The sequence below is a fragment of the Hydrogenophaga sp. A37 genome (assembly GCF_002001205.1).
GTDB lineage: Bacteria > Pseudomonadota > Gammaproteobacteria > Burkholderiales > Burkholderiaceae_C > Hydrogenophaga.
The window spans coordinates 1-23,322 of record NZ_MUNZ01000135.1 but is presented as its reverse complement, the minus strand read 5'-3'; the positions used below and the strand labels follow the sequence as shown (position 1 = coordinate 23,322).

The window sequence follows — 23,322 nt, the reverse complement described above, 5'->3', positions numbered from 1 at the left end:
ATGAACGCGCCCACCGTGCCCCAACCGTCATCCCGGCGAGGCGAAGCCGCTCCCCGTGGCCGCGTGCTGCTGGGGCTGGGCGCTGGCGTGCTGCTGGCGCACCTGAGCCTGCTCAGCGGTGGCATGTCGGGTTTGTCGCTCGACCTCTTTGCGGCCCCGGACGCGGAGCTGTCTGGCACGGCCCCGCAGCCGGGCCAGCCCACGCCGCCCGCCACAGCCAACGCAGATCCCTTGCCAGCCTTGCCTGAGCCCGTTCGCACCAGCCGGGTGCGCTGGATCGTGCCCAAAGCACCGGAACCCGAACCCGTGCCCGAGCCGCCGCCCAAGGTCGTCAAGAAGCCGCCGCCACCCCCACCTCAGCCAGAGCCCGAACCGGTGGTTGAAGCGCCCATCGAACCCGCGCCCGAGGCCGTGAACGTCGAACCGGTGGTGGAGCCGCCCACCGAGGTGGCCATGGTGCCCCCGCCGGAACCGTTGCCTGAGCCTCCGGCCGCGCCGCAGCCTCCGGTGTCGGACCTGCCAGCGGGCGCGCAGGCGGCCGCAGGCACGGTGCGGGGCGCGGGGGTCGGGGTGTCCGACGCCAGCCTGCCGCCGGCTGTGGCGCCGCCCAGCGCGCAGCTCAAGTACGACGTGAGGGGCCTGGCCAAAGGCTTCAACTACACCGCCGCCGGTCGCCTCGACTGGAGCAACAACGGGTCGACCTATGAAGCCACCATGTCGGTCAAAGCACTGTTCCTCGGCAGCCGTGGCCAGACCAGCGTGGGTGCGCTCAATGACAAGGGCCTCAGCCCGGACCGCTTCACCGACCGCAGCCGCAGCGAGCGGGCCGCCCACTTCGAACGCGCCAACGCGAAGGTCCGCTACAGCAACAACGCGCCCGACGCGGTGCTGCTGCCGGGCATGCAGGACCGGCTGTCGGTCAATTTCCAGCTCGCCGGCCTGTTCAATGCCCGCCCCGACGCCTACGCCGAGGGGCAGACCCTGCGTGTGCCGGTCAGCACCATCGACATGGCCGAGGTGTGGCTGTTTCTGGTCGGCCCTCAAACGACCGAGACCCTGCCCGCCGGCGACGTGGTGGCGCGCAAGCTGACGCGCAGCCCGAGGCGGGAATTTGATCGCACGGTCGAGATCTGGCTGGCCCCCAGCCTGGCCCACCTGCCGGTGCGCCTGCGCATCACCGAGCAGAACGGTGATTTTGTGGACATGAAGCTCGATGAACTGCCGGCCCTGCAGCCGACCGGGACCGCGCCAACGCTCAACTGAACTGGCCGTTAAAGCCCAGAACTGTGCTTAAAAACACACGCATCTTGAATCTTCACCCGATGGGGCCATCTAAATGGCCAATGGGGCTGTAGCCCGTCAACCATTTGCCGATATAAGAGACATCAGGCACAACGGTTTTCCCATCAGGAAAGATTTTCAGTCATGCACATGCTCTACGACTCAGATGCCTTCGCAGTGGTCCACATCCTGGCCAATGCACCGGAAGACGGCGAGGCCGAACGCCTCGCCGGCCCGCAGATCCCGCGCCACGGTTTTGAAATCGTGGACAAACGCTCGGGCAAAGAGGTTTACCTCGACGGCTCCTGGGCCGAGATGTTCCAGATCCAGATCACGGCCTGGCAGCAAAACACCCCTTCGCAAGAGGAGGTGGAAGACACGCTCGAAGGTTATGCCTCGCTGGCGCAGATGCCGGTGGTCATGCATTGACTTTTGGCTCCCCCCGCGCCGCGCCTGAGGGCGCGTCACCTCCCAGGGGGCGATGCCTGCGGACTGGCGGAGCCAGATCCGCGGCATCCTGGACCAAGTTCCTTCGCTCCAACAGCCCGGTTCAGCCGGGCTTTTTCATGGTCCGTACCCAAGCCCGGTACACCGGCTCGGCCAGCACCAGCACGGCGACCAGGCGGCACACCTGGAACGCGGTGACCATGGGCACCCCGAGCTGCAGCACCTTGGCGGTGATCGCCATCTCCGCGATGCCGCCGAGTGAGGTGCCCAGAATCAGCGTGGCAGGGTGAAGGCCCGACACCAAGGACAGCAGCCAGGCAAAGCCCGCGCACACGATCATCATGAACACGCTGGCGAACGCGACTGAGGCCAGCCAGCGCGGCGCCGTGTGCACGAATGCCGGCGTGAAGCGCACGCCCAGGCTGACGCCGATCACCAGCTGCGCCGCCGCGCTGAGCCCCGGGGGAATCGCCGACAGAGTGACACCCGACAGTGTCAGCCCCATGGTGACCAGCAAGGCCCCCATGAACCAGGGGTTGGCCCGCCCGAGCCGGCGCATCACCAGGATGCCGGCCAGCGTCAAGGCCGTCAGCAGCGCGAACCCACCGGGCAACACTTCACGGGCCCCCGGCGGCGCCAGGTCGATGCCCGACACGCCCCAGGCCTGCATGCCGAAGGGGATGGTGAGCGTCACCAGCAACACCCGCAGACTGTGTGCGGCCGCCACCAGGTCGGTGCGCGCACCGTGCCGCTCGGCGATCAGCGTCATCTCCGACGCGCCACCGATGGCCCCCGCGAAGTAGGTCGTGCTGCGTAGCTCGGCCGGGCTCAGGTGATCCAGTTGCCTCGCGTGCACCCGCCGCAGCCAGGCGCCAAACCCCAGGCCCAGCGCCAGCGCCCAGGCGATGCCCAGCGCAATCGCCCACCACAGCCCCATCACCAGTGCGCCCACCGTGGGTGTGAAATACAGGCCCAGGGCGGTACCAATCACCCACTGGCCGCCGTTGCGCAACGGGTTCCAGCTGGCGGTGGGTGCACCGATGACCGACGCCAGCGCGCTCGCCACCAGCGGGCCGATCATCCAGGGGATGGGCGTGTGCAACCAGACACACAGGCGGGCAGCGGCCCAGGCCAGCAACAGGGTGAGCACCACGCGCAGCGAAAGGGACAAACCCCAAGGGCTGGGCGGTGGTGGTGAATTCATGGGCATGCAGGGTGCGAAGGCGAGCCGCTTAGTATCCGGGCATGAACTGTCAACGTGCTGTCATGGCCTGGGTGGGTGCGGTCGCGCTGCTCGCCGGCTGCGCCGCCGCGCCATCCGCCACGCCCGAGCTGCAAGGCTTGCTGCCCACGCCCTTGTTGCTGTTGGGCGAACAACACGACGCGCCCGAACAGCAGGCGCTGCAGCGAGCGACGGTGCGGCAGCTGGCGCAACAGGGCCAGCTCGTGGCGGTGGTGCTGGAGATGGTGGAGCAAGGGCGGCAGACCACCGGCTTGCCATCCGAAGCCAGTGAAGCGAAGGTGCGCGAGGCACTGGACTGGCGCGAAGCCAGCAACAGCGGCGCCTGGGACTGGGCCGTGTACGGGCCGGTGGTGATGGCGGCGGTGCGCGCTGGCGTGCCGGTGCTCGGCGGCAACCTGCCGCGTGCGCAGATGCGAGCGGCCATGGCCGACGTGGCGCTCGACGCCAGCGTGCCACCCGACACGCTGCAACGCCAGCGCGACGCCATCCGCGACGGCCACTGCGGCCTGCTGCCCGAAACGCAGATCGCGCCCATGACGCGCATCCAGCTCGCACGCGACCGCGCCATGGCGCAGACCGCCACCGGGGCCATGCGGCCCGGCCTGACGGTGTTGCTGATCGCCGGCAACGGCCACGTGCAGCGCGACATCGGTGTGCCGCGCCACCTCGACCCTGGCCAGTCGCACCGCGTGGTGCTGTCGGTGGCCCGAGCCGAGGCCGCGAGCAGCGATCCGGAGATGAGGCTCACGGCCGACCGCCTCTGGGTCACGCCACCGCGTCCGCCCAAGGACCACTGTGCCGATCTGAAAAAGCAGACGGGGCGCTGAAGCGCCCCGCCGTCACCGAAGGCGCCATTCAACGGCCTTCGAGCGACATCAAGATGAACAGAACGATCACAGCGGCGATCACCGCCAGCGTGATCTTCACCCAGCTCTTGGGGTACTCGCCCGCCACCTGGCCCGTGGCGCCATTGACCACCACCTGGTAGTCCTTGTTGCCGTATTGATAACCCACCAGCCAGATGGGCAGCAGCACGTGCTTGAAGGTCTGGCGCTCAAACGTCGGGTCCACCTGCAGGTTGCGGTGGGTGTCGGCGCGGATGTCGCGCGCACACAGCTGGCGGATGGCATCGAGCATGCGAGCGCGCCCGCGCTCGGCCGCGGCCACCAGGTCGAGCTGGTAACGCTCCACCGTCCAGCCGCTCAGGTAGCCCGGGTCGTAGGGTTTGAGTGCTTCGGAGGTCGTCGGGAAGGGCTCGACCGCCTGCACCAGATGCGGGTGCACGCCTTTTGACCCGCACACCAGCGTGTCGTCAAAGAAATTCTGCACGTGCCCCGACACCGAGAACCAGCGAATCTGGGTTTCTCCCTTGTTGTTCTTGTACCGCTCGCCACCCTCGGCCGTGTAGTCGGCGCTAACCTCGGCATCAAAAGTCCAGTAAGGCAGGTACACGCCATGCAGCGTGTCGGTCAGCGCCTTGCGGTTGAGGTTGTTGGGCGCCCAGAAGCGCGAACCGTACCACTGGCGCACCTTCTCGCGCGCGCCCGGTGCGTCCACCGAAAAGGGCAGCAGGCTCTCGGGCCGGATGATGTCGCCCATTTCTTCAAAAGGCACCAGTGCCGACGAGCCGCAGAAGTCACAGGCCTTGGCCTGTTGCGCGCCCGAGAACACGCTGATGGCCTGGCAGTGCTGGCACTTGACCGCGCGCTTCTGGTCCTGCCAGCCACGCGCGCTCTGGGGAATGGCTTGCAGGGCAGACACCAGATCGTGCTCGACGATCTCGCCGCTGTCTTTCACCTCGTAAGGCGACTCCGTGCCGCAATAGGCGCAGATCAGCGCCTTCTTCGTCGGGTGCCACTGGGCCTCGCCACCACAGGCCGGGCAGGCCAGCTTCTGCTGGGCGGCGACTTCGCTCAGTTGCATGGGTCGGCGCGCCTCAGCCCTTCAGGAATTCATCAAGCGAGGCTTGCGGCACGCGCCATTGGCTGCCGATCTTGCGGCCCTTGAGGTTGCCGGCCTCCAGTTCCTGCAACACATCGGCCGGGCTCACGCCCAGTGCTTCGGCGACCTGCTCGGGCGTCATCAGCGCGATGGGGGCTGCAGCGGGCGTGGTGGCGGCCACGGCGGCCGCCGGCACCATGCCGGGCTGCGACGCCGCCGGTGCGCCGCCTATGCCGCCCTGCATCATCGACTGCCCCATGGCCAGACCGGCGGCCAGCTCGGCGCCGATGCCCGCGGTGCCGGCCTTGCCCTCGGCCAGGGCATTGCCCATGTTGTATTTGACATAGTCGTTGAGGTTGCCGATGGCCGTCATGGCGCCGCGCTTGTCGATGGCCTGCTCCAGTTCAGGCGGCACCGACACGTTTTCGACCACGAAGGACGTCATCTCCAGGCCGTATTTCTCGCGCATGGCCTCGTTGAGCGGCGCCAGCAGGGCGTCGCCCAACTCGCTGTAGCGCGTGGCCACGTCGAGCGCGGGCACCTTGGCCTGGGCCAGGGTTTCACTGAACACGCTGACGATGCGCGAGCGCATCACGTCGTTGAACTCGTCGAGCCGGAAATGGTGGTCGGTGCCCGCCACCTCTTTCAGGAACTTGACCGTGTCCACGATCTTGAAATCGTAGGTGCCGAAGGCGCGCACGCGCACCACGCCGAAATCGGCGTCGCGCAGCATCACCGGGTTGGAGGTGCCCCACTTGTTGCCGGTGAAGACGCGGGTGATGACGTAATAGACGTCGGCCTTGAACGGCGTCTGGAATTTGTATTTCCAGCCCAGCAGATCGCCCAGGATCGGGATGTTCTCGGTCTTGAGTGTGTGCCGGCCCGGGCCCAGCGTGTCGGCAAACTGGCCCACATAGACGAACTGAGCGATCTGGCTCTCGCGCACGATGAGCTGGGCCTCGTTCTTGATCTGCTTGTCGTCGTCGGGAAAGCGGTACGACAAGGTGTCGCGCGAATCGTCCACCCACTCGATGACGTCGATGAACTGGCGGTTCAGGAAATCCATGATGGCCATGAGGGGCTCCTTGCAGCGGGGTTGAACGAAGGGGTCAGGCGTGGCGCTTGATCGCGTCGGCCAGCACGTTGACCATGGTATCAATCTGCTCGCGTTCCACGATGAAGGGCGGCGCAAACACCAAGTTTTCGCCCGCGTTGCGCACGAGCACGCCGTGCTTGTAGCAGTCCATGAAGATGTCGAACGCGCGCTTGCCCGGCAGGTTGGGGATGGACGACAGCTCCACCGCCGCCGCCAGCCCCAGGCTGCGGATGCTGATCACGTTGGGCAGACCTTTGAGCGCGCTGTGCATCGCGTCGCCCAGCACGGGCGCCATCTCACCCGCGCGCTCAAACAGCTTCTCTTCGCGGAACAGGTCGAGCGTGGCGATGGCCGCCGCGCAGGCCACCGGATGGCCCGAATAGGTGTAGCCGTGGAAGAACTCGATGGCGTGCTCTGGCGCGCTGCCGTGCGCGCCCATCATCGTGTCGTAAATGCGGTCGGTGCAGACCACGCCACCGAGCGGGATCACCCCGTTGGTGATGGCTTTGGCGAAGTTCAGCATGTCGGGCTGCACGCCGTAGTAGTCGGAAGCGAACGGCGTGCCCAGGCGGCCGAAGCCGGTGATGACCTCGTCGAAGATCAGCAGGATGCCGTGCTTGTCGCAAATCTCCCGAAGCCGCTTCAGGTAGCCCTGCGGCGGCACATACCAGCCCGCGCTGCCGGCCACGGGCTCGACGATCACCGCCGCCACGTTGCTGGCGTCGTGCAGCGGCAGGATGCGGTTTTCCAGTTCCAGCAGCAGGTCTTCGTTCCACACCGGCTCCTGGTTGTGGATGTAGGCGTGGTTCACCGGATCGTGGATGAAACGCAGGTGGTCCACGCGCGGCAGCAGGGCGCTGCCATACATCTTGCGGTTGGCCGGGATGCCGCCCACGCTCATGCCGCCGAAGTTGACGCCGTGGTAGCCGCGCTCGCGGCCGATGAAGAGGTTGCGATGGCCTTCGCCGCGTGCGCGGTGGTAAGCCAGTGCCACTTTCAAGGAGGTGTCTGCAGCCTCGGAGCCGGAGTTGCAGAACAGCACCTTGTTCAGGTCGCCCGGCGCCATGGCGGCGATCATCTCGGCGGCGCGGAAGGCCTTGTCGTTGCTGACACTGAAAGCCGTGGCGTAGTCCAGCGTGTCAAGCTGGTTCTTGATGGCTTCGTTGATGGGCTTGCGGTTGTGGCCGGCGCCCACGCACCAGAGGCTGGAAATGCCGTCGATGACCTGTTTGCCATCGTGCGTGGTGAAGTGCATGCCGTCGGCGGCGACGAAGATGCGAGGGTCTATTTGAAAACTGCGGTTGGGCGTGAAGGGCAACCACTGGTTGTCCATACGGAATTCGGTGTGGGCCATGTTGGCGTCTCCAGCAAATGGGAACCGTGGATTCTGGCACCGCATGCCGCAGCCGGTGGCGCCACTGCCCGGGCGCCGGGCAGTGGCGCCACCGGCGACGGGCCTGCGACAATCGGCACCGCCATGAACCACACCTACGTCCTCACCCTCTCCTGCCAGGACCGCCCCGGCATCGTGCACGCCGTTTCCGGTTTCCTGCTGGAGCGCGGCGGCAACATCGAAGAAGCCGCCCAGTACAACGACCACGGCACCGGCCTGTTTTTCATGCGGGTGCAGTTCACCTGCAGTCAGCTCACGCAGGACGAGCTTCGCGCGCACCTGAAGCTGTTTGACGAGCCCTTCGCCATGCGCTGGAGCCTGCACCCGCTGGCCGAGCCGATGAAGACCGTGATCTTCGTCAGCAAGGAAGGCCATTGCCTGAACGATCTGATGTTCCGCTGGAAGAGCGGTCTGCTGCGGCTGGACATCCGCGCCATCGTGAGCAACCACCGCGACTTCTACCAGCTCGCCGCCGGCTACAACGTGCCCTTCCACCACATCCCGGTGACGGGTGCCACCAAAGAACAGGCAGAAGCGAAGCAGCTGGAGGTGATCCGCGGCGAAGGCGCCGAACTCGTGGTGCTGGCGCGCTACATGCAGATCCTGAGCAATGGCCTGTGCCGCGAACTCTCGGGCAAGGCCATCAACATCCACCACAGCTTCCTGCCCAGCTTCAAGGGCGCCAAGCCCTATTACCAGGCGCACGACCGCGGCGTGAAGCTGATCGGCGCCACCGCCCACTACGTGACGGCCGACCTGGACGAAGGCCCGATCATCGAGCAGGACGTGGCCCGCGTGGACCACACCGACGACGTGGAAGACCTCACCGCGCGGGGCCGCGACACCGAAAGCCAGGTGCTGGCCAGGGCGGTGAAGTGGCACAGCGAGCACCGTGTGCTGCTCAACGGTCACAAGACGGTCGTCTTCAAATGAACGCCCCCCGATGCAGCCCTGCAGGCTGCCTCCCCCCACTGGGGGGCGCACGTCCGCTTTGGGGCGGCCGTGCGCGTCGTGCCTGACCCCCTTCCCTTCTGGCGCAGCGTGTGAGGTGACCGTATGACGATCAGGATCCCGCCGATTCAGTGCCTGCTGACCTTCGAGGCCCTGGCGCGTCTGCGCAGCGTGACGCAGACCAGTGAAGAGCTTTGCGTGACACCCAGCGCGGTCAGCCACCGCATCAAGCAGCTGGAACAAATCCTCGGAACCAAGCTGTTTGGCCGGGCTGATTTTTCGCTGACGACCGAGGGCAGCGAGTACCTGGCGCATGTGCGAGAGGGTCTGGCGAGCCTGCAGAAATTTCCCAGCAACGCGGCCACGCCGGGACGGCGCAAGCTGCGCCTGGCGGTCACGCCCACGTTCGCCCGCTCCATCCTGCTGCCGCGCCTGAAGCAGTTCAGCGAGGCCTACCCGGAGATCGACCTCACCTTGCAGGTCAGCATCCCGCTGCTGGACGTGGTGGCCGAAGACGCCGATCTGATGATCCGTTTCGGCACCGGCCGCTACGCCGACGTGGAACACGTCTGCCTGATGAAGGACGACATCACGCCGCTGGCCTCACCGGCGTTTGCGCGCGAACACGGTCCGTTCGACGCCCCCGAAGACCTGGAAGGCGTGCCGCTGCTGCGCAGCCCGCTGGAGCCCTGGCGCACCTGGTTCGCCGCGCACGACCTGGACTGGCCCGAGCCGGTGGACGGCTCGCAGTTCAACGACATCGGCCTCATGTGCGACGGCGCCGCCGCCGGCATGGGTGTGGCGCTGGTGCGGCTCAAGCTGGCCGCGCCCTGGCTGGAGCACGGCACATTGGTCCCGCTCTACGAACGCCACGTGCCCAGCCCGCACGCGCACTACCTGTGCTGGCGGACGGGCACGATGGACCGCTGGGAGTGCGCGGCGTTTGCCGAGTGGCTCAAGAAGAGCCTGAGCTGATCACTCAATGTTCAGCCGCTGTCCGGCCAGAGTGACTTTTTTCGGCAAGGTCAGCGTCAGCACCCCGTTGTCGTACTTCGCCTTGGCAAGCTCGTTGTCGATGTCGGCAGCCAACTGGAAGCTGCGCGCCACGGCGCCGTAATAGCGCTCGGTGCGCAACACCTTCTCATCCTGAGTCTGGCTGTCTTCCTGCTTGATCTCGGCGCGCAAGGTCACCACACCGCCTTCCACGGTGACGTGAATGTCCTCCTTGGCCACACCCGGCACTTCGGCCACGACGGTGTAGGCCCCCGGGGTTTCCTTCACATCGATCTTGATCTGCGAAGGCGACGGCAACGAGTCGCCGTGCAGGGGACGGACATAAAAACCGGGCGCAACGTCTTTGAAGAAATCGTCGAACAGACCGGAACGGGCAATCAGATGGTTCATGGCAAGTGCTCCTTTGACAATGGACTGGGTCGATGGACCCGGACTGGACGGTCGCTGTGCCGCCCATGGCCGGTAGATAGCGGCACACCCCGGCGGTTTCAAGACCCCGGTGTTTGAGCTGCATCAAACCGCCGGCTCACAGGTTCTTGCAAGTTTCTTCAACCCACGGTGAGGCACGCTGTCCTAAACTGATTCGCATGAACGCCCCCATCGCCCCCGTCGAAGTCACCCGCGCCGAGCGCGCCGCCCGCCAGACCGAGGTGGTGCGCGCATTACAGGCGGTGCTGCCATCCCACGCCCTGCTCTGGCACGCGGAAGACACCACTCCTTACGAGTGCGACGGACTCACCGCCTACCGCGAACGCCCCCTGTTGGTGGCGCTGCCCGAGACCGAGGCCCAGGTGGCGGACGTGCTCAGGGCCTGCCACGCGCTGGGTGTGCCGGTGGTGGCCCGTGGGGCGGGCACCGGCCTCTCCGGCGGCGCCATGCCACACGCCCTGGGCGTGACGCTGTCATTGGCAAAGTTCAATCGCATCCTGTCGCTCGACCCGCGCTCACGCACCGCCGTGGTTCAAAGCGGCGTGCGCAACCTCGCCATCAGCGAAGCCGCCGCGCCGCACGGCCTGTACTACGCGCCCGACCCGAGCAGCCAGATCGCCTGCACCATCGGCGGCAACGTGGCCGAAAACTCGGGCGGCGTTCACTGCCTGAAATACGGCCTGACGGTGCACAACGTGCTGCAGGTGCGCGGCTTCACCATCGAAGGCGATCCCGTCAGCTTCGGTGGCGAGGCGCTGGACACTCCGGGTCTCGACCTGATGTCGCTCATCATCGGCAGCGAAGGCATGCTGGCCATCACCACCGAAGTCACGGTGAAACTGGTGCCCAAGCCACAGCTGGCGCGCTGCATCATGGCCAGCTTCGACGACATCCAGAAAGCCGGCGACGCGGTGGCGGCGGTGATCGCGGCCGGCATCATCCCGGCCGGGCTGGAGATGATGGACAAGCCCATGACCGCCGCGGTGGAAGATTTTGTGCACGCGGGCTACGACCTCGATGCCGCGGCCATCCTGTTGTGCGAGAGCGACGGCACGCCCGAAGAGGTGGAAGAGGAAATCGGTCGCATGAGCGCCGTGTTGCGCGGCTGCGGCGCGACCGCCATCGCAGTGAGCCAGGACGAGGCCGAGCGCCTGCGCTTCTGGAGCGGGCGCAAGAACGCGTTCCCGGCCAGCGGGCGCATCAGCCCCGACTACATGTGCATGGACAGCACCATTCCGCGCAAGCGCCTGGCCGACATCCTGATCGCCATCGGCGAGATGGAGCAGAAGTACAACCTGCGCTGCTGCAACGTGTTCCACGCGGGGGATGGCAACCTGCATCCCCTGATCCTGTTCGATGCCAACGACCCCGACCAACTGCACCGCTGCGAACAATTTGGCGCCGAGATACTGGAGACCAGTGTCGCCATGGGCGGCACGGTGACGGGGGAACACGGCGTGGGGGTGGAGAAGGTCAACAGCATGTGCGTGCAGTTCTCTGCCGAGGAAAACGCCCAGATGTTCGGGGTCAAACGGGCATTTGATACCAAAGAACTACTCAACCCAGGAAAAGTGATTCCTACCCTGCAACGTTGTGCTGAGTACGGAAAGATGCTGGTGCGCGGAGGGCGTTTGCAACACCCCGATTTACCGCGCTTCTAGCTGTCAGATTTCGCACTTGGGTCGAACCCCACTGAGGTAAAGTGGGACGACATGAGCGCGATCCACCCCATCGCAAGTACCCAACCCAAGGAAGCACATCCTGACGGATCGGTGTCGGAGCGGGAGCGTGCGCTGCTGAACGAAATTGCATCCCTGCGTGCACAGCTGAACCACTGGCGCCCGTCGCTTTCCACAGCGCACTCCGCAAAGGAGCCGGCACAACACCCTGTCAACGGCCTGTCCCATGCATCGGGCCACGACGCTGCCATGGCGCCGTTTGAGTTTGAATACGGCGCGCTGTTCACTTCGTTGGGCACCGTGTTCCCTATCGGCGTTTTTCGAACCGGGCGTGACGGCACACTCACCCATGTGGACGCCAAGCTGCAACAGATCTTCGGACTTGAGCAGAATGACTTCACCGATTTCGGGTGGTTGCGCCATGTGCACCCCGACGATGTCGCCCGAGTCAAGGAACACTGGGCCAACGGCCTCGAACAAGGCGACAGCCTGGGTCTGGAATTTCGCATCATGCGGCCCGGCTCAGATCAGGTCACCCACTTGATCGCTCGCAACGTCCCTCAGCGGAGCGAAAACGGGCAGATCGTCAGTCAACTGGGCTTCGTGCAGGACGTCAGCCACGTGCGAAAGCTGGTGGCCGAGGTTCGCATCAAGGACGAACTCAATCGACAGATCATTGCCAGCAGCGCCGATTGCACCAAGGTGCTCGACCTAGAGGGTCATGTGCTCCAGATGACGGCGCAGGGCTGTCGGCTCGTGGAAGTGGACGACTTCGAGGAAGTGCGGGGCACCGACTGGACCCAATGGTGGCCGGACGAAGGTCAGGCAAAGGCAAAGGAGGCGCTGACCAGCGCAAGGTCTGGCGTCAGTTCGCGCCACATCGCCTTCGCCCGCACCTTCAAGGGCACCCCCAAGTGGTTTGACACGGTGGTCTCCCCCATCACCGACACGGAGGGCAAGCCGGTGATGCTGCTCGCGGTGTCACGGGACATCACCGAGGCGCACGAGCAACAAGAGCACATCCGTCGGCTCAACGCTGAGCTGGAAACACGGGTACACGAGCGCACCGCCGAACTGGCTGCGGTCAACGACCGGATGCGCCGCACACTCCAGGACGCGCAGGCGCTGTACGACCAGGCGCCGTGCGGGTACCACTCGGTGGACGCCACCGGCACCTACGTGACGATCAACCGCACAGAGCTGAGCTGGCTGGGCTACACCCGCGACGAGGTCATTGGGAAAATGCGTTTTCGTGACCACGTGCTGCCGGCCGACCTGGGCAACATCAGGGACCGCCTGCAAAGACTGATCCGGCACGAAAAACTGGATGCCGCAGAGGTGGGCATGCGCCGCCGCGATGGCTCCACCTTTGTGGCGCTGCTCAGCAGCACCGCCGTCGTCGACGGCGAAGGCCGCTTCGTCCGCACCAACAACACCCTGGTGGACATCACCGCTCGGAAAGCCGCAGAACAAGCGCTGCAGGTTCAAGGCAACTTCCTGCAGACCATTACCAACAGCGTGCCGGTCCAGCTGGCGTTCTTCGACCCCCAGCTGATCTGTCGCTTTGCAAACGCCAGTTACGCTCGCGGGCTCAACAGCACGCCCGACGCCCTGCTGGGCCTGCACTTGAGCGCGATCGCCCAGCCCGAAGACTTTGCGAGCGCTCACCCCCTGTTGCAGGCAGCGCTGGCTGGCGAGCCGCAGCGCATCGAAGGCCCTCGCAGGTTCCCTGACGGGCACAGTTTCTACGCCAGCACCGAATACGCGCCCTTCTGGGCCGACGGACAGGTTCAGGGCCTGTTCATCCAGATGATGGACATCACCGAGCGCAAGGCATCGGAAGATCAGGTGCAGCGCGCCAACGGTCAACTCAACGAGGCTTTGCAACAGGCCCAGACGCTCTACAACCAGGCTCCCTGCGGATACCACTCCCTCGACAGCCAGGGCATTTACGTGTCAGTCAACGACACCGAACTGCAGTGGCTGGGGTATCTGCGCGAGGAGGTGGTGGGAATCAAGGGCTTCCGTGACTTCATTCTGCCCTCGCGCACCGCCCTGCTCCAAGACCGCCTGCAGCGGCTGATACAAGGTGACGTGCTGGAAGCATCTGAATTCGAGATGCAGCGCCGTGACGGTACGGTGTTTCATGCACTGCTGTCCTCGTCGGCCGTGCGCGACGCAGAAGGCCGATTTCTGCGCAGCAACACCTCGGTCATGGACATATCGCAGCGCAAGATGGCGGAGTTCGCCCTGCGCGAGAACCAGCGATTCCTTCAAACGGTGACCAGCCATGTGCCGGGTCTGATCGCCTACCTGGACGCCATGCTTCGTTTCCGCTTTGCCAATGACGAGCACCGTCATCTCTACGGTCTCGCGCCCGAAAAGATGCTGGGTTTGCATGTCAGCGAGTGCCTGCCTCCCGCCGTGTGGGTCGAGGTTCGACCGAGACTTCAAGCGGCACTGGATGGCCAGGTGCAGCAGCACGAGGCCTGGTACACCGCGGCCAATGGAACACCGGTCTACATCAGCGCAACCTACCTCCCCGACATCCACGAAGGCCTGGTGCAAGGCGTGATCATGCAGGCCATCGACATCACCGAGCGAAAGCGCATCGAGGAGCGTGTGAGTCAACTCAACGACGAACTCGAGACCCGCATCAAAGAGCGCTCTTTGGAGCTGCTGGAAAGCGAGCAACGGTTCCGCCTGATGGTCGACAACCTGCGTGAGTACTGCATCTTTTTCCTGGACTCGCAAGGGTGCATCACCGACTGGACCGACAGCGCCCAGCGCATGGAAGGCTACTCACCAACCGAGATGCTGGGCCGGCACTACGCCCTCTTGTTCCAGCAAAGCGACGCGGGTGAGGCGATGGCCAATGCCAACCAGATGCTGCGCATGGCGGCATCGCGCGGTCAACATGAATTGCACTGCTGGCAAACCCGCAAGGACGGCAGCCAGTACTGGTCGCATTCGGTGTTGATCGCGCTGCGCGACGACAGCGGTGAGTTGCGCGGGTTTGCCAAGATCAACCGCGACATGACCGACGCCAAGCGGCTCGACGACCTGATGCGCAACATCAACGACGAGCTGGAAAACCGCGTGGTCGAGCGCACCGAGCAGTTGCTCGCCGCCAACAAGGACCTGGAGTCGTTCTCGTACTCGGTGTCACACGACCTGCGCTCCCCCTTGCGCCACATCTCCAGCTTCGTCAGCCTGCTGGAGGAGCACCTGGGCGACAACGGAGACGACACCACCCACCGGTACCTCGGGACCATCGGCAACTCGGCGCGCCACATGAGTCAGCTCATCGACGGCCTGCTCGCGTTCTCGCGCCTGGGTCGCTCTGCGGTCAATGTCACCGCCGTGGATTTCGCGATGCTGGTGGAGGCCGTGGTGAGCCAGATCGCCCACGACACCGAGGGTCGCGTGGTCGACTGGGTGATCGCCCCCGACCTGCCAGTGGTCCAGGGCGATGCCCTGCTGCTGCGCGAGGTGTGGGCCAACCTGCTGGGCAACGCGTTCAAATACTCCCGCCCGCGCGAGCGCGCCCGCATCGAGGTGGGCTGGAGCGTCGATCCGGCCGTCGGCTACACCTTCTATGTGCGCGACAACGGTGTGGGGTTCGACACCAAATACGCGCAAAAACTGTTCGGGGTGTTCCAGCGCCTGCACCGTGCGTCCGATTTCGAAGGAACGGGCATTGGGCTGGCGTTGACGCGTCGCATCCTGGAACGTCACGGTGGTAGCATCTGGGCAGAAAGCCAGCAGGGAGAGGGCAGCGTGTTCCATTTCTCACTGCCTTTTGAAGGCTGCAGCCCTTCAGACTCTTCCAACGATTCTGTCCCTTCCGTCCTGGAACCATGAACAAGAACGCCGAAGCCATCCTGCTCGTTGAGGACAATCCCGATGATGCCGAGCTCACCAAGCTGGCGTTGGCGCGTCACGGCCTGGACGGTCGGGTGACCCATGTGTCGGACGGCATGCAGGCCCTGGACTACCTCTACCGGCGTGATGGCTTTGCAGACCGTCCAGGTGGCAACCCGGTACTGGTGCTGCTCGACCTGAAGATGCCGCTGCTTGATGGGATCGGTGTGCTCAAGGAAATCAAGAGTTCGGACGCGCTTCGCAACATCCCCGTGGTGGTGCTGACCTCGTCCACCGAGCCCAGCGACCTGCAACGTGCCTACGAAGCCGGCACCAACGCCTACATCGCCAAACCCACCGAGTTTGCGCAGTTTCTGAGCGCCATGAAACACGTGTGCGAGTTCTGGATCAACATCAACCAGACCGCTCCCCAGTCGCCCAGCGCGGGCGTTCGCGCCACGGCCTTCGGCGAACTCGCCTGAAAGGGCCATATCCCGCTGATGGCGGGGTGTGACTGTCACACAGGCCGATAGATAGCCCGCAGCCAGCGCTGCGGCTTTGCTCCCGCCCAGTCTTGAGACAACCAGCGCCGCGAACCGTCTCGCCGGCCGCACAGGACAACTCAACGACCACCCCATCGGTGTCCGCCCGCCGCTCGTGCTCCATCTTCATCGCCTCGACGATGACGAGCACGTCACCTTGAAGCGGTGAGCGGAGGGGTGTCGTGCCGGCATTGATTCGCCCCAGACGGGCTCATCCGATCCAGCGCGCGACAGGGCGACAGGCTCATCCCGCGAACAGCGCCACGTTGCCGCCCGCGGCGGTGGTGTTGATGGTCAGGGTCTGCTCGGCGCAGAAGCGCAGCAAGTAGTTCGGCCCTCCCGCCTTCGGGCCGGTGCCACTCAGACCCTCGCCGCCGAAGGGTTGAACGCCCACCACGGCGCCAATCATGTTGCGGTTCACGTAAACGTTGCCCACGCGCGCCGCCGTGGCCAGCGCCTGCGCGCGGCTGTCGATGCGGGTCTGGATGCCCAGCGTGAGGCCGTAGCCCAGCCCGTTGATCTGGCGGATCACGTCCATCGGATCGCCGCCCCAGCGCACCACCTGCAGCACCGGGCCGAAGACTTCGGCTTTCACGTCGGCGATGGCCTTCACCTCAAACATCTGTGGCGGGACCAGGTTGGGCGTCGTTGTGGCCGGCGCAGCGGCTGGCAACAGCGCTTCGGCTTCGGCATGCAAACGCTGCAGGTGGCGACCGATGCCTTCAAACGCTTCGGCGTCGATCACCGGACCCAAGTCGGTCGCCAGCTCGGCCGGGGTGCCGGCCACCAGTTCTTTGGCCGCTCCCTGGATCATTTCGATCACATGGTCCGCAATGCCTTCGTGCAGGCACAGCAGCCGCAGGGCCGAGCAGCGTTGTCCGGCACTGCGGAAGGCGCTCTGCACCACCGCCTCGGCCACCTGCTCGGGCAGGGCCGTGCTGTCGACCAGCATGGCGTTGATGCCGCCGGTTTCGGCGATCAGCGGCACGATGGCGCCGTCCTTGGCGGCCAGCGCGCGCTGGATGATCTTGGCCACCTGCGTGGAGCCGGTGAACACGACACCCGCGATCCCCGGCTGCGCCACCAGCGATGCGCCCACGATCTCGCCCGGGCCATGCAGCAGTTGCAGCGCGTTGACCGGCACGCCGGCGGCGTACAGCAGCTTCACGGCTTCGAGCGCCACCGCCGGAGTCTGCTCGGCGGGTTTGGCCAGCACCGTGTTGCCGGTGGCCAGCGCCGCAGCGACCTGGCCCATGAAGATGGCGAGCGGGAAGTTCCAGGGGCTGATGCAGACCCAGGCGCCGCGGCCTTCCAGCCGCAGGACGTTGCTCTCGCCGGTGGGGCCAGGCAGTGTGGTGGGGGCCATCACGCGTTCGGCGTCGTTGGCGTAGAAGCGCAGGAAGTCCACCGCCTCGCGCACCTCGGACACCGCATCGCCCCAGGTCTTGTGTGCCTCTTTCACCAGCAGGGTGCAGAAGCGCGGCAGCTGCTGTTGCAGCGCATCGGCCGCGCGGCGCAGCGTGGCAACGCGCTCGGCCACCGGCGTGTGGTTCCAGCCGGCGAAGGCGGCCAAGGCTTTGGCAGACGCTGCATCCACCTCGGCGGTGCTGGCTTCGGGAATGACCGGCACCGGCGTGCTGGCAAGCGCGGCGAGCAGGGGCTCGCGCATCGAGGCGACCGCGAGGTCCAGGCCCTGGCTGTTGGCGCGCTTCGAGCCGTACAGATCGGCCGGCAGCGGCAGCGAGGGTTGGGGTTCCAGGCGCAGCGGCGAGATCAGCAGCTCGTCCATGCCCACCGACTCGTCGGCCAGCTGGTGCACGAAGGACGAGTTGGCACCGTTCTCCAGCAGGCGGCGCACCAGGTAGGCCAGCAGGTCGCGGTGCGCGCCCACCGGCGCATACACGCGGCAGGCCACCAGCGGGTTCTTCAGCACCTCGCGGTAGATGCCTTCGCCCATGCCGTGCAGGCGCTGCAGTTCAAACGGCACGCCATGGCGTGAAGCCATCTGCAGGATCGCTGAGATGGTGCCCGCGTTGTGCGTGGCGAACTGCGGAAAGATCGCATCGGGCGCGTCCAGCAACGCGCGCGCGCAGGCCAGGTAGCTCACGTCGGTGTGGTGCTTGTGGGTGAACACCGGGTAGGTCGGCAGGCCCAGCTCCTGCGTTCGCTTGATCTCGGCGTCCCAGTAGGCACCCTTGACGAGGCGGCACATGAACCGGATCTTGTACTGGCGGGCGAGCGCGGCCACGTGTTCGATCAGCTCCACCGCGCGGCTCTGGTAGGCCTGCATCGCCAGGCCCAGGCCGGCCCACTGCGGGCAGTGCTCGGCCACCAGCTGCGCCAGCGCTTCGAACACGTCGAGCGAGAGCTCCAGCCGGTCCACCTCTTCGGCGTCGATGGTGAGGTTGAGGTTGGCCGCCGCCGCGGCGCGGCACAGCGTCCACACGCGCGGAACCAGCTCTTCCATCACGCGCGCATGCTGCACGTCTTCGTAGCGCGGGTGCAGGGCGCTGAGCTTGATGGAGATGCCGTCGTTGTGCGCGGGCAAGCGCTTCGGGTCGGCCGTGCGCGCAATGGCGGTGATGGCGTTTTCATAACTGGCGAGATAGCGCAGCGCATCGGCATCGGTGCGTGCGCCCTCGCCCAGCATGTCGAAGCTGAAGCGCAGCTGGTCCAGCTTCTTGCGCGCCGAGGCGGCCTCCTTCATGCCCTCTTCAATCGTCTGCCCCAGCACGAACTGGCGGCCCAGCAACTGCACCGCGCGCAGTGTGGCCGCCACCACGGTCCTGGCGCCGAGCTTGACCATCAGTCCGGGCTGTTGGCCGGCTTCGGGCAGGAAATGTTTGGACATGGCAATCGCCGTGGACGACAGGCGCACCAGCGTGGAGTCGGCCGCGCCGTCAAAGTCCGCCCGGCCCAGCTGGTCCGCCGTCAAAGCGATGGCGGTTTCGGCATCGGGCACGCGCAGCAGCGCCTCGGCCAGGCGCATCAGGGCCAGGCCCTCGGCACTGGAGATCGGGTACTCCTTGAGAAGGCTCTCCATCGCCCAAAACGGCGGCGGGTTCTCGCGCACGGCACGCACCCAGGGCGCGGCCACGGTGGCAGCGGCGGCCCAGTCCAGCGCGCCCTGCAGCGCGGCCAGGCGCTGGGCCACGATGGCGACTTCGGGCCGGTAGGGGAAGGGCAGGCGGTCGGTGGTGCGGGGCATGGATATCTCCGGAAATCGGCTCGGTTGGTGAATCCCGTGATGGTGCCGATTCATTCAATAAATTTTTGGCTGTATTTTTTCAGTTCACCGGATAATTCACTACCCATGAGCGAAACCACCCATGACCTCGACCGCATCGACCTGCGCATCCTGAACGTCCTGCAGGCCGACGGTCGCATCGCCAACCTGAAGCTGGCCGAAGCGGTGGCGCTCTCGCCCACCGCCGTGCTCGCGCGCACCCAGCGCCTGCAGCGCGACGGCTACATCCTGGGCTTTGAAGCGCGGCTGAACCCGCTCAAGCTCGGCCGAGGGATGATGGTGTTCGTGGAGGTGCTGCTGGACCGCACCACACCGAATGTCTTCAACGAGTTCAAGGCCGCGGTGCAGGTGCGCGACGAGATCATGGAATGCCACATGGTGGCCGGCGGCTTCGACTACCTGCTCAAGACCCGCATGGCCGACATGGCCGCCTACCGCGATTTCGCCGGCAGCGTGCTGTGGCAGCTGCCTGGTGTGCGCGAGACGCGCACCTACGCGGTGATGGAAGAGGTGAAGAACAGCAGCCGTTTACCCCTTTGACAAGCTCCATCGGCCAGCGACAATGCCCAGCACCCTATTTCTGGAGCCGTCCATGCCCAAAGCCTCCCCTCTGCTGTCCTGCCTGCTGCTGTGTTCCGCGAGCGCCTTCGCGCAAACCCAGGCGCCCGGTCTGTGGGCCGTCCAGAGCAAGATGGGCGGCAACCCCGAGATGGACAAGGCCATGGCCGAAATGCAGAAGCAGATGGCCAGCATGCCACCGGCCCAGCGCAAACAGATGGAAGCGATGATGGGGAAGAATGGCATGAGCGTGGCCCCGGGTGGCGGCTTCTCCCTCAAGGTCTGCATCACACCAGAGATGGCCGCCCGCGCCGAGCTGCCGTCCCAGACCGAGGGCAGTTGCACCAACACCATCACTTCTCGCAGCGCCAGCACGCTCAAGATGAAGTACGTCTGCACCAACCCGCCGTCGTCGGGCGAGGGCACCTACACCTTCAATGGTGACAAGGCCTACACGATGAAGATGGTGATGCAGTCGGTCCGCAACGGCAAGCCGGAAAGCATGACCATCGACGGCCAGGGGCAGTGGCTAGCCGCCGACTGCGGAGCAGTCAAACCGATCCAGATGCCCGCAGCACCCGCCAAGTAAATCTCAACCCTTGGGCCGACTGCCGAAAATGGCCCGCCCCACCCGGACCATGGTCGAGCCCGCCGCCACGGCGGCGTCCAGGTCGTCGCTCATGCCGAGTGACAGGGTGTCCAGGTTCAGGCCTTGGGCATTGAGGTCGTCGAACAAGCCGCGCGCTCGCAGGAACAACACGCGCTGGCTTTCGAAATCCGGCGTTGGTTCGGGAATGCACATGAGGCCACGCAGCCGCAACCCGGGCAAGCCGGCGACCGCGTGGGCTAGATCGGACAACGCGTCGGGCGCGACCCCCGACTTGTTGGCGCCGCCGTCCACATTCACCTGCAGGCAGACCTGCAAGGGTCGCAAGCCTTCCGGACGCTGCTCGCTCAGCCGCTGGGCAATCTTGAGCCGGTCCACCGACTGCACCCAGTCGAAATGGGCCGAGACCAGCCGGGTCTTGTTGCTTTGCACCGGTCCGATGCAATGCCATTGCAGCCCAGCGTCGGCGTGCGTAGCCCGCAGAGACAGCACCTTCTCCACGCCCTCCTGGACGTAGTTCTCACCAAAGGCCTGCTGCCCAGCAGTGATCGCCTCAGCCACTGCCTCTGGGCCAAACGTCTTTGAGACGGCCAACAATGTGACGGCTTTCACATCGCGTCCCGCGGCGATGCTGGCCTGGGCGATACGCTCCCGAACCCCTTGGAGATTGTCTGAAATGATCGTCATAATCAGTCTGTAACACCAACACTGCACGGGACCCCGGGATGGACATCACCCAACTGCTCGCCTTCAGCGTCAAGAACAAAGCCTCCGATTTGCACCTGTCTGCTGGGCTCCCGCCCATGATACGGGTGCACGGTGACGTGCGCCGCATCAACGTCGAGCCGCTGGACCACAAGATGGTGCACAGCATGGTGTACGACATCATGAACGACTCGCAGCGCAAGCAGTACGAGGAGTTCTTGGAGTGCGACTTCTCTTTCGAGATCGAGGGCCTGGCACGTTTTCGCGTCAACGCCTTCAACCACAACCGGGGCGCAGGCGCCGTGTTCCGGACCATTCCGAGCAAGATCCTCACGCTGGAACAACTCAACGCGCCCAAGATCTTTGGCGACCTTGCGCTGCGCCCGCGCGGCCTCGTGCTGGTGACCGGCCCGACCGGATCGGGCAAGTCGACCACCCTGGCAGGCATGGTGAACCACCTGAACGAAACCGAATACGGCCACATCCTCACGGTCGAAGACCCGGTCGAATTCGTGCACGAATCCAAGAAGTGCCTGATCAACCAGCGCGAAGTCGGCCCGCACACGCTGAGTTTTTCCAACGCACTGCGCTCGGCCCTGCGCGAAGACCCGGACGCCATCCTCGTGGGTGAAATGCGCGACCTGGAGACCATCCGTCTGGCCATGACGGCCGCCGAAACCGGCCACCTCGTTTTCGGAACCTTGCACACCTCCAGCGCCGCCAAGACCATCGACCGCATCATCGACGTGTTCCCGGCCGAAGAAAAAGACATGGTCCGCGCCATGTTGTCCGAATCGCTGGTGGCCGTGATCTCTCAAACCCTGTGCAAGGTGAAAGACGGTAGCGGACGCGTGGCGGCGCACGAAATCATGATCGGCACCAGCGCCATCCGCAACCTGATCCGCGAGGCCAAGGTGGCGCAGATGTACTCGGCCATCCAAACCGGTCAGGGCGTGGGCATGATGACGCTGGACCAGAACCTGTCTGAACTGGTGAAACGCAACGTCATCAGCGCAGCCGAGGCACGCAGCAAGGCGAAGATTCCGGAAAATTTCCCTGGGTAGGCATGATCTCCCCCGTTGCTTGCTCGCTGCGCGTAGCCGCATACCCCCCAGGGGGCAACGCGAGCGGCCCGGCGGAGCCGGTTCCGCCGCGTTCCCGGTTGGCACTGGCCTCCGGCACCGCTCGGGCTGTTTGAACACAGACAATGAAGACGAAAAGGTAGCTTCTCATGGAACGCGATCAGGCATCCAAGTTCATCAACGACCTGCTCAAGCTGATGATCAGTCGAGGCGGCAGCGACCTGTTCATCACGGCCGACTTTCCGCCCGCCATCAAGGTGGATGGCAAGGTGGTGAAAGTGTCGCCTCAGCCGCTCAACCCGGTGCACACGCTGGCCCTGGCACGCGCGATCATGAACGACAAGCAGGCAGCGGAATTCGAGCGCACCAAGGAGTGCAACTTCGCGATTTCGCCGCCAGCCATTGGCCGCTTCCGCGTGAGCGCTTTCATTCAGCAAGGCAAGGTCGGCATGGTGATGCGGACGATTCCCGCCGTGCTGCCCACCATCGACAAGCTCGGTCTGCCGCAGGTGCTGAAAGACGTGGTCCTGTCCAAGCGCGGCCTGTGCATCCTGGTCGGCGCGACCGGCTCGGGCAAGTCCACCTCCCTCGCCGCGATGGTGGACTGGCGCAACGAGAACACCCATGGCCACATCATCACCATCGAAGATCCGGTGGAGTTCGTGCACGCCCACAAGAACTGCGTGATCACCCAGCGAGAAGTCGGACTGGACACCGACAGCTGGGAAGCGGCGCTGAAGAACACGCTGCGCCAGGCGCCCGATGTGATTTTGATGGGCGAAATCCGTGATCGCGAGACCATGGAACACGCGATCCAGTTCTCGGAAACCGGTCACCTGTGTCTGGCCACCCTGCATGCCAACAGCGCCAACCAGGCGCTGGACCGCATCATCAACTTCTTCCCCGAAGAGCGGCGTGCGCAGTTGCTGATGGACCTGTCACTCAACCTGCGCGCACTGATCTCGCAGCGGCTGGTTCCCCGGCAAGACAACAAGGGTCGCCATGCCGCCGTGGAGATCATGCTGAACTCGCCCTTGATTTCCGACCTGATCTTCAAGGGCGAAGTCGCGGAGATCAAGGAAGTGATGAAGAAGAGCACCAACATGGGCATGCAGACCTTTGATCAGGCGCTGTTTCACGCCTTCGAAGCCAACCTTATCACCTTTGAAGACGCGCTGCGCAATGCCGACTCGCTCAACGATCTGCGGCTGCAGATCAAGCTCAACAGCCAGCGGGCGAAGAC

The 23,322-nt window shown here is 65.2% G+C and carries 20 protein-coding genes; 12 read left to right on the top strand and 8 right to left on the bottom strand.

The window, feature by feature from the left end; genetic code table 11:
• Together B0E41_RS18640 and B0E41_RS18635 are read left to right on the top strand one after the other, a co-directional pair.
• Nucleotides 1-1,263, top strand: coding sequence for a DUF3108 domain-containing protein (locus B0E41_RS18640; protein ID WP_077333118.1), 1,263 nt, complete (start codon nucleotides 1-3; stop codon nucleotides 1,261-1,263).
• Nucleotides 1,264-1,425: 162 nt separating this feature from the next.
• Nucleotides 1,426-1,710, top strand: coding sequence for a DUF3567 domain-containing protein (locus tag B0E41_RS18635; RefSeq protein WP_077333116.1), 285 nt, complete (start codon nucleotides 1,426-1,428; stop codon nucleotides 1,708-1,710).
• Between the two features lie 121 nt (nucleotides 1,711-1,831).
• Here the strand turns inward: B0E41_RS18635 and B0E41_RS18630 are convergent, their stop codons facing one another.
• The gene (locus B0E41_RS18630) at nucleotides 1,832-2,932 is read right to left on the bottom strand and encodes an AbrB family transcriptional regulator (RefSeq protein ID WP_143433903.1); all 1,101 of its coding nucleotides are present in this window, start codon (nucleotides 2,930-2,932) and stop codon (nucleotides 1,832-1,834) included.
• Between the two features lie 41 nt (nucleotides 2,933-2,973).
• Between B0E41_RS18630 and B0E41_RS18625 the strand changes: the two genes are divergently transcribed.
• The gene (locus tag B0E41_RS18625) at nucleotides 2,974-3,798 is read left to right on the top strand and encodes a ChaN family lipoprotein (RefSeq protein WP_077333112.1); all 825 of its coding nucleotides are present in this window, start codon (nucleotides 2,974-2,976) and stop codon (nucleotides 3,796-3,798) included.
• A gap of 28 nt (nucleotides 3,799-3,826) precedes the next feature.
• Here the strand turns inward: B0E41_RS18625 and B0E41_RS18620 are convergent, their stop codons facing one another.
• Genes B0E41_RS18620 through B0E41_RS18610 form a run of 3 tightly spaced genes read right to left on the bottom strand, consistent with a single transcriptional unit; the run spans nucleotide 3,827 to nucleotide 7,362 of the window.
• Nucleotides 3,827-4,894 (bottom strand): zinc ribbon domain-containing protein, encoded by a 1,068-nt coding sequence (locus B0E41_RS18620; RefSeq protein WP_077333110.1) that lies wholly within the window; start codon nucleotides 4,892-4,894, stop codon nucleotides 3,827-3,829.
• A gap of 13 nt (nucleotides 4,895-4,907) precedes the next feature.
• The gene (locus tag B0E41_RS18615) at nucleotides 4,908-5,987 is read right to left on the bottom strand and encodes an SPFH and helix-turn-helix domain-containing protein (RefSeq protein ID WP_077333108.1); all 1,080 of its coding nucleotides are present in this window, start codon (nucleotides 5,985-5,987) and stop codon (nucleotides 4,908-4,910) included.
• A 34-nt stretch (nucleotides 5,988-6,021) separates the two neighbouring features.
• Nucleotides 6,022-7,362 carry an aspartate aminotransferase family protein gene (locus tag B0E41_RS18610; RefSeq protein ID WP_077333106.1) on the bottom strand — a complete coding sequence of 447 codons (1,341 nt, stop codon included), beginning with the start codon at nucleotides 7,360-7,362 and terminating at the stop codon, nucleotides 6,022-6,024.
• A gap of 123 nt (nucleotides 7,363-7,485) precedes the next feature.
• On the opposite strand from B0E41_RS18610, the gene purU reads away from it, so the two are divergent.
• Both purU and B0E41_RS18600 read left to right on the top strand, forming a co-directional pair.
• On the top strand, nucleotides 7,486-8,334 hold the full coding sequence (purU, locus tag B0E41_RS18605) for a formyltetrahydrofolate deformylase (protein ID WP_077333104.1): 849 nt from the start codon (nucleotides 7,486-7,488) through the stop codon (nucleotides 8,332-8,334).
• 123 nt (nucleotides 8,335-8,457) lie between these two features.
• Nucleotides 8,458-9,327, top strand: coding sequence for a LysR substrate-binding domain-containing protein (locus tag B0E41_RS18600; RefSeq protein WP_077333102.1), 870 nt, complete (start codon nucleotides 8,458-8,460; stop codon nucleotides 9,325-9,327).
• Here B0E41_RS18600 and B0E41_RS18595 read toward each other — a convergent pair whose 3' ends face one another.
• A complete protein-coding gene (locus tag B0E41_RS18595) occupies nucleotides 9,328-9,756 on the bottom strand; it encodes an Hsp20/alpha crystallin family protein (RefSeq protein ID WP_077333100.1) in 429 nt (142 codons plus the stop codon). It abuts the gene before it with no gap.
• A 197-nt stretch (nucleotides 9,757-9,953) separates the two neighbouring features.
• On the opposite strand from B0E41_RS18595, the gene B0E41_RS18590 reads away from it, so the two are divergent.
• The 3 genes from B0E41_RS18590 to B0E41_RS18580 are packed head-to-tail and all read left to right on the top strand — an operon-like array spanning nucleotide 9,954 to nucleotide 15,820.
• Nucleotides 9,954-11,456 (top strand): FAD-linked oxidase C-terminal domain-containing protein, encoded by a 1,503-nt coding sequence (locus tag B0E41_RS18590; protein ID WP_077333098.1) that lies wholly within the window; start codon nucleotides 9,954-9,956, stop codon nucleotides 11,454-11,456.
• 51 nt (nucleotides 11,457-11,507) lie between these two features.
• Nucleotides 11,508-15,338 (top strand): PAS domain S-box protein, encoded by a 3,831-nt coding sequence (locus B0E41_RS18585; protein WP_077333096.1) that lies wholly within the window; start codon nucleotides 11,508-11,510, stop codon nucleotides 15,336-15,338.
• On the top strand, nucleotides 15,335-15,820 hold the full coding sequence (locus B0E41_RS18580) for a response regulator (protein WP_077333095.1): 486 nt from the start codon (nucleotides 15,335-15,337) through the stop codon (nucleotides 15,818-15,820). Before B0E41_RS18585 ends, B0E41_RS18580 begins: the two co-directional genes overlap by 4 nt.
• On the opposite strand, the gene B0E41_RS18575 is transcribed toward B0E41_RS18580, so the two are convergent.
• Nucleotides 15,753-16,031 carry an acetyl-CoA carboxylase biotin carboxyl carrier protein subunit gene (locus B0E41_RS18575; RefSeq protein ID WP_077333093.1) on the bottom strand — a complete coding sequence of 93 codons (279 nt, stop codon included), beginning with the start codon at nucleotides 16,029-16,031 and terminating at the stop codon, nucleotides 15,753-15,755. The genes B0E41_RS18580 and B0E41_RS18575 overlap by 68 nt on opposite strands.
• 93 nt (nucleotides 16,032-16,124) lie before the next feature.
• Nucleotides 16,125-19,088 (bottom strand): L-glutamate gamma-semialdehyde dehydrogenase, encoded by a 2,964-nt coding sequence (locus B0E41_RS18570; RefSeq protein ID WP_077333091.1) that lies wholly within the window; start codon nucleotides 19,086-19,088, stop codon nucleotides 16,125-16,127.
• Between the two features lie 105 nt (nucleotides 19,089-19,193).
• Between B0E41_RS18570 and B0E41_RS18565 the strand changes: the two genes are divergently transcribed.
• Entirely contained in the window at nucleotides 19,194-19,667 is a 474-nt protein-coding gene (locus B0E41_RS18565; RefSeq protein WP_077333089.1) for an Lrp/AsnC ligand binding domain-containing protein, read from the top strand.
• Between the two features lie 52 nt (nucleotides 19,668-19,719).
• On the top strand, nucleotides 19,720-20,274 hold the full coding sequence (locus B0E41_RS18560) for a DUF3617 domain-containing protein (RefSeq protein ID WP_077333087.1): 555 nt from the start codon (nucleotides 19,720-19,722) through the stop codon (nucleotides 20,272-20,274).
• 3 nt (nucleotides 20,275-20,277) lie between these two features.
• Here B0E41_RS18560 and B0E41_RS18555 read toward each other — a convergent pair whose 3' ends face one another.
• On the bottom strand, nucleotides 20,278-20,979 hold the full coding sequence (locus B0E41_RS18555; RefSeq protein ID WP_077333085.1) for a YggS family pyridoxal phosphate-dependent enzyme: 702 nt from the start codon (nucleotides 20,977-20,979) through the stop codon (nucleotides 20,278-20,280).
• Between the two features lie 38 nt (nucleotides 20,980-21,017).
• Here B0E41_RS18555 and B0E41_RS18550 point away from each other — a divergent pair, with 38 nt between their 5' ends.
• On the top strand, nucleotides 21,018-22,061 hold the full coding sequence (locus tag B0E41_RS18550; RefSeq protein WP_077333083.1) for a type IV pilus twitching motility protein PilT: 1,044 nt from the start codon (nucleotides 21,018-21,020) through the stop codon (nucleotides 22,059-22,061).
• A gap of 167 nt (nucleotides 22,062-22,228) precedes the next feature.
• On the top strand, nucleotides 22,229-23,322 hold a 1,094-nt coding region (locus B0E41_RS18545), incomplete at its 3' end, for a PilT/PilU family type 4a pilus ATPase (RefSeq protein WP_077333081.1).

What these genes read in the sequence shown, in the direction of transcription:
- B0E41_RS18585 (WP_077333096.1), top strand. Translation starts at nt 11,508, where the DNA reads ATGAGCGCGATCCACCCCATCGCAAGTACCCAACCCAAGGAAGCACAT.
- B0E41_RS18580 (WP_077333095.1), top strand. Translation starts at nt 15,335, where the DNA reads ATGAACAAGAACGCCGAAGCCATCCTGCTCGTTGAGGACAATCCCGAT.
- B0E41_RS18550 (WP_077333083.1), top strand. Translation starts at nt 21,018, where the DNA reads ATGGACATCACCCAACTGCTCGCCTTCAGCGTCAAGAACAAAGCCTCC.
- B0E41_RS18640 (WP_077333118.1), top strand. Translation starts at nt 1, where the DNA reads ATGAACGCGCCCACCGTGCCCCAACCGTCATCCCGGCGAGGCGAAGCC.
- B0E41_RS18620 (WP_077333110.1), bottom strand. Translation starts at nt 4,894, where the DNA reads ATGCAACTGAGCGAAGTCGCCGCCCAGCAGAAGCTGGCCTGCCCGGCC.
- B0E41_RS18560 (WP_077333087.1), top strand. Translation starts at nt 19,720, where the DNA reads ATGCCCAAAGCCTCCCCTCTGCTGTCCTGCCTGCTGCTGTGTTCCGCG.
- B0E41_RS18635 (WP_077333116.1), top strand. Translation starts at nt 1,426, where the DNA reads ATGCACATGCTCTACGACTCAGATGCCTTCGCAGTGGTCCACATCCTG.
- B0E41_RS18565 (WP_077333089.1), top strand. Translation starts at nt 19,194, where the DNA reads ATGAGCGAAACCACCCATGACCTCGACCGCATCGACCTGCGCATCCTG.
- B0E41_RS18595 (WP_077333100.1), bottom strand. Translation starts at nt 9,756, where the DNA reads ATGAACCATCTGATTGCCCGTTCCGGTCTGTTCGACGATTTCTTCAAA.
- B0E41_RS18555 (WP_077333085.1), bottom strand. Translation starts at nt 20,979, where the DNA reads ATGACGATCATTTCAGACAATCTCCAAGGGGTTCGGGAGCGTATCGCC.
- purU (WP_077333104.1), top strand. Translation starts at nt 7,486, where the DNA reads ATGAACCACACCTACGTCCTCACCCTCTCCTGCCAGGACCGCCCCGGC.
- B0E41_RS18615 (WP_077333108.1), bottom strand. Translation starts at nt 5,987, where the DNA reads ATGGCCATCATGGATTTCCTGAACCGCCAGTTCATCGACGTCATCGAG.
- B0E41_RS18610 (WP_077333106.1), bottom strand. Translation starts at nt 7,362, where the DNA reads ATGGCCCACACCGAATTCCGTATGGACAACCAGTGGTTGCCCTTCACG.
- B0E41_RS18630 (WP_143433903.1), bottom strand. Translation starts at nt 2,932, where the DNA reads ATGAATTCACCACCACCGCCCAGCCCTTGGGGTTTGTCCCTTTCGCTG.
- B0E41_RS18590 (WP_077333098.1), top strand. Translation starts at nt 9,954, where the DNA reads ATGAACGCCCCCATCGCCCCCGTCGAAGTCACCCGCGCCGAGCGCGCC.
- B0E41_RS18570 (WP_077333091.1), bottom strand. Translation starts at nt 19,088, where the DNA reads ATGCCCCGCACCACCGACCGCCTGCCCTTCCCCTACCGGCCCGAAGTC.
- B0E41_RS18600 (WP_077333102.1), top strand. Translation starts at nt 8,458, where the DNA reads ATGACGATCAGGATCCCGCCGATTCAGTGCCTGCTGACCTTCGAGGCC.
- B0E41_RS18625 (WP_077333112.1), top strand. Translation starts at nt 2,974, where the DNA reads ATGAACTGTCAACGTGCTGTCATGGCCTGGGTGGGTGCGGTCGCGCTG.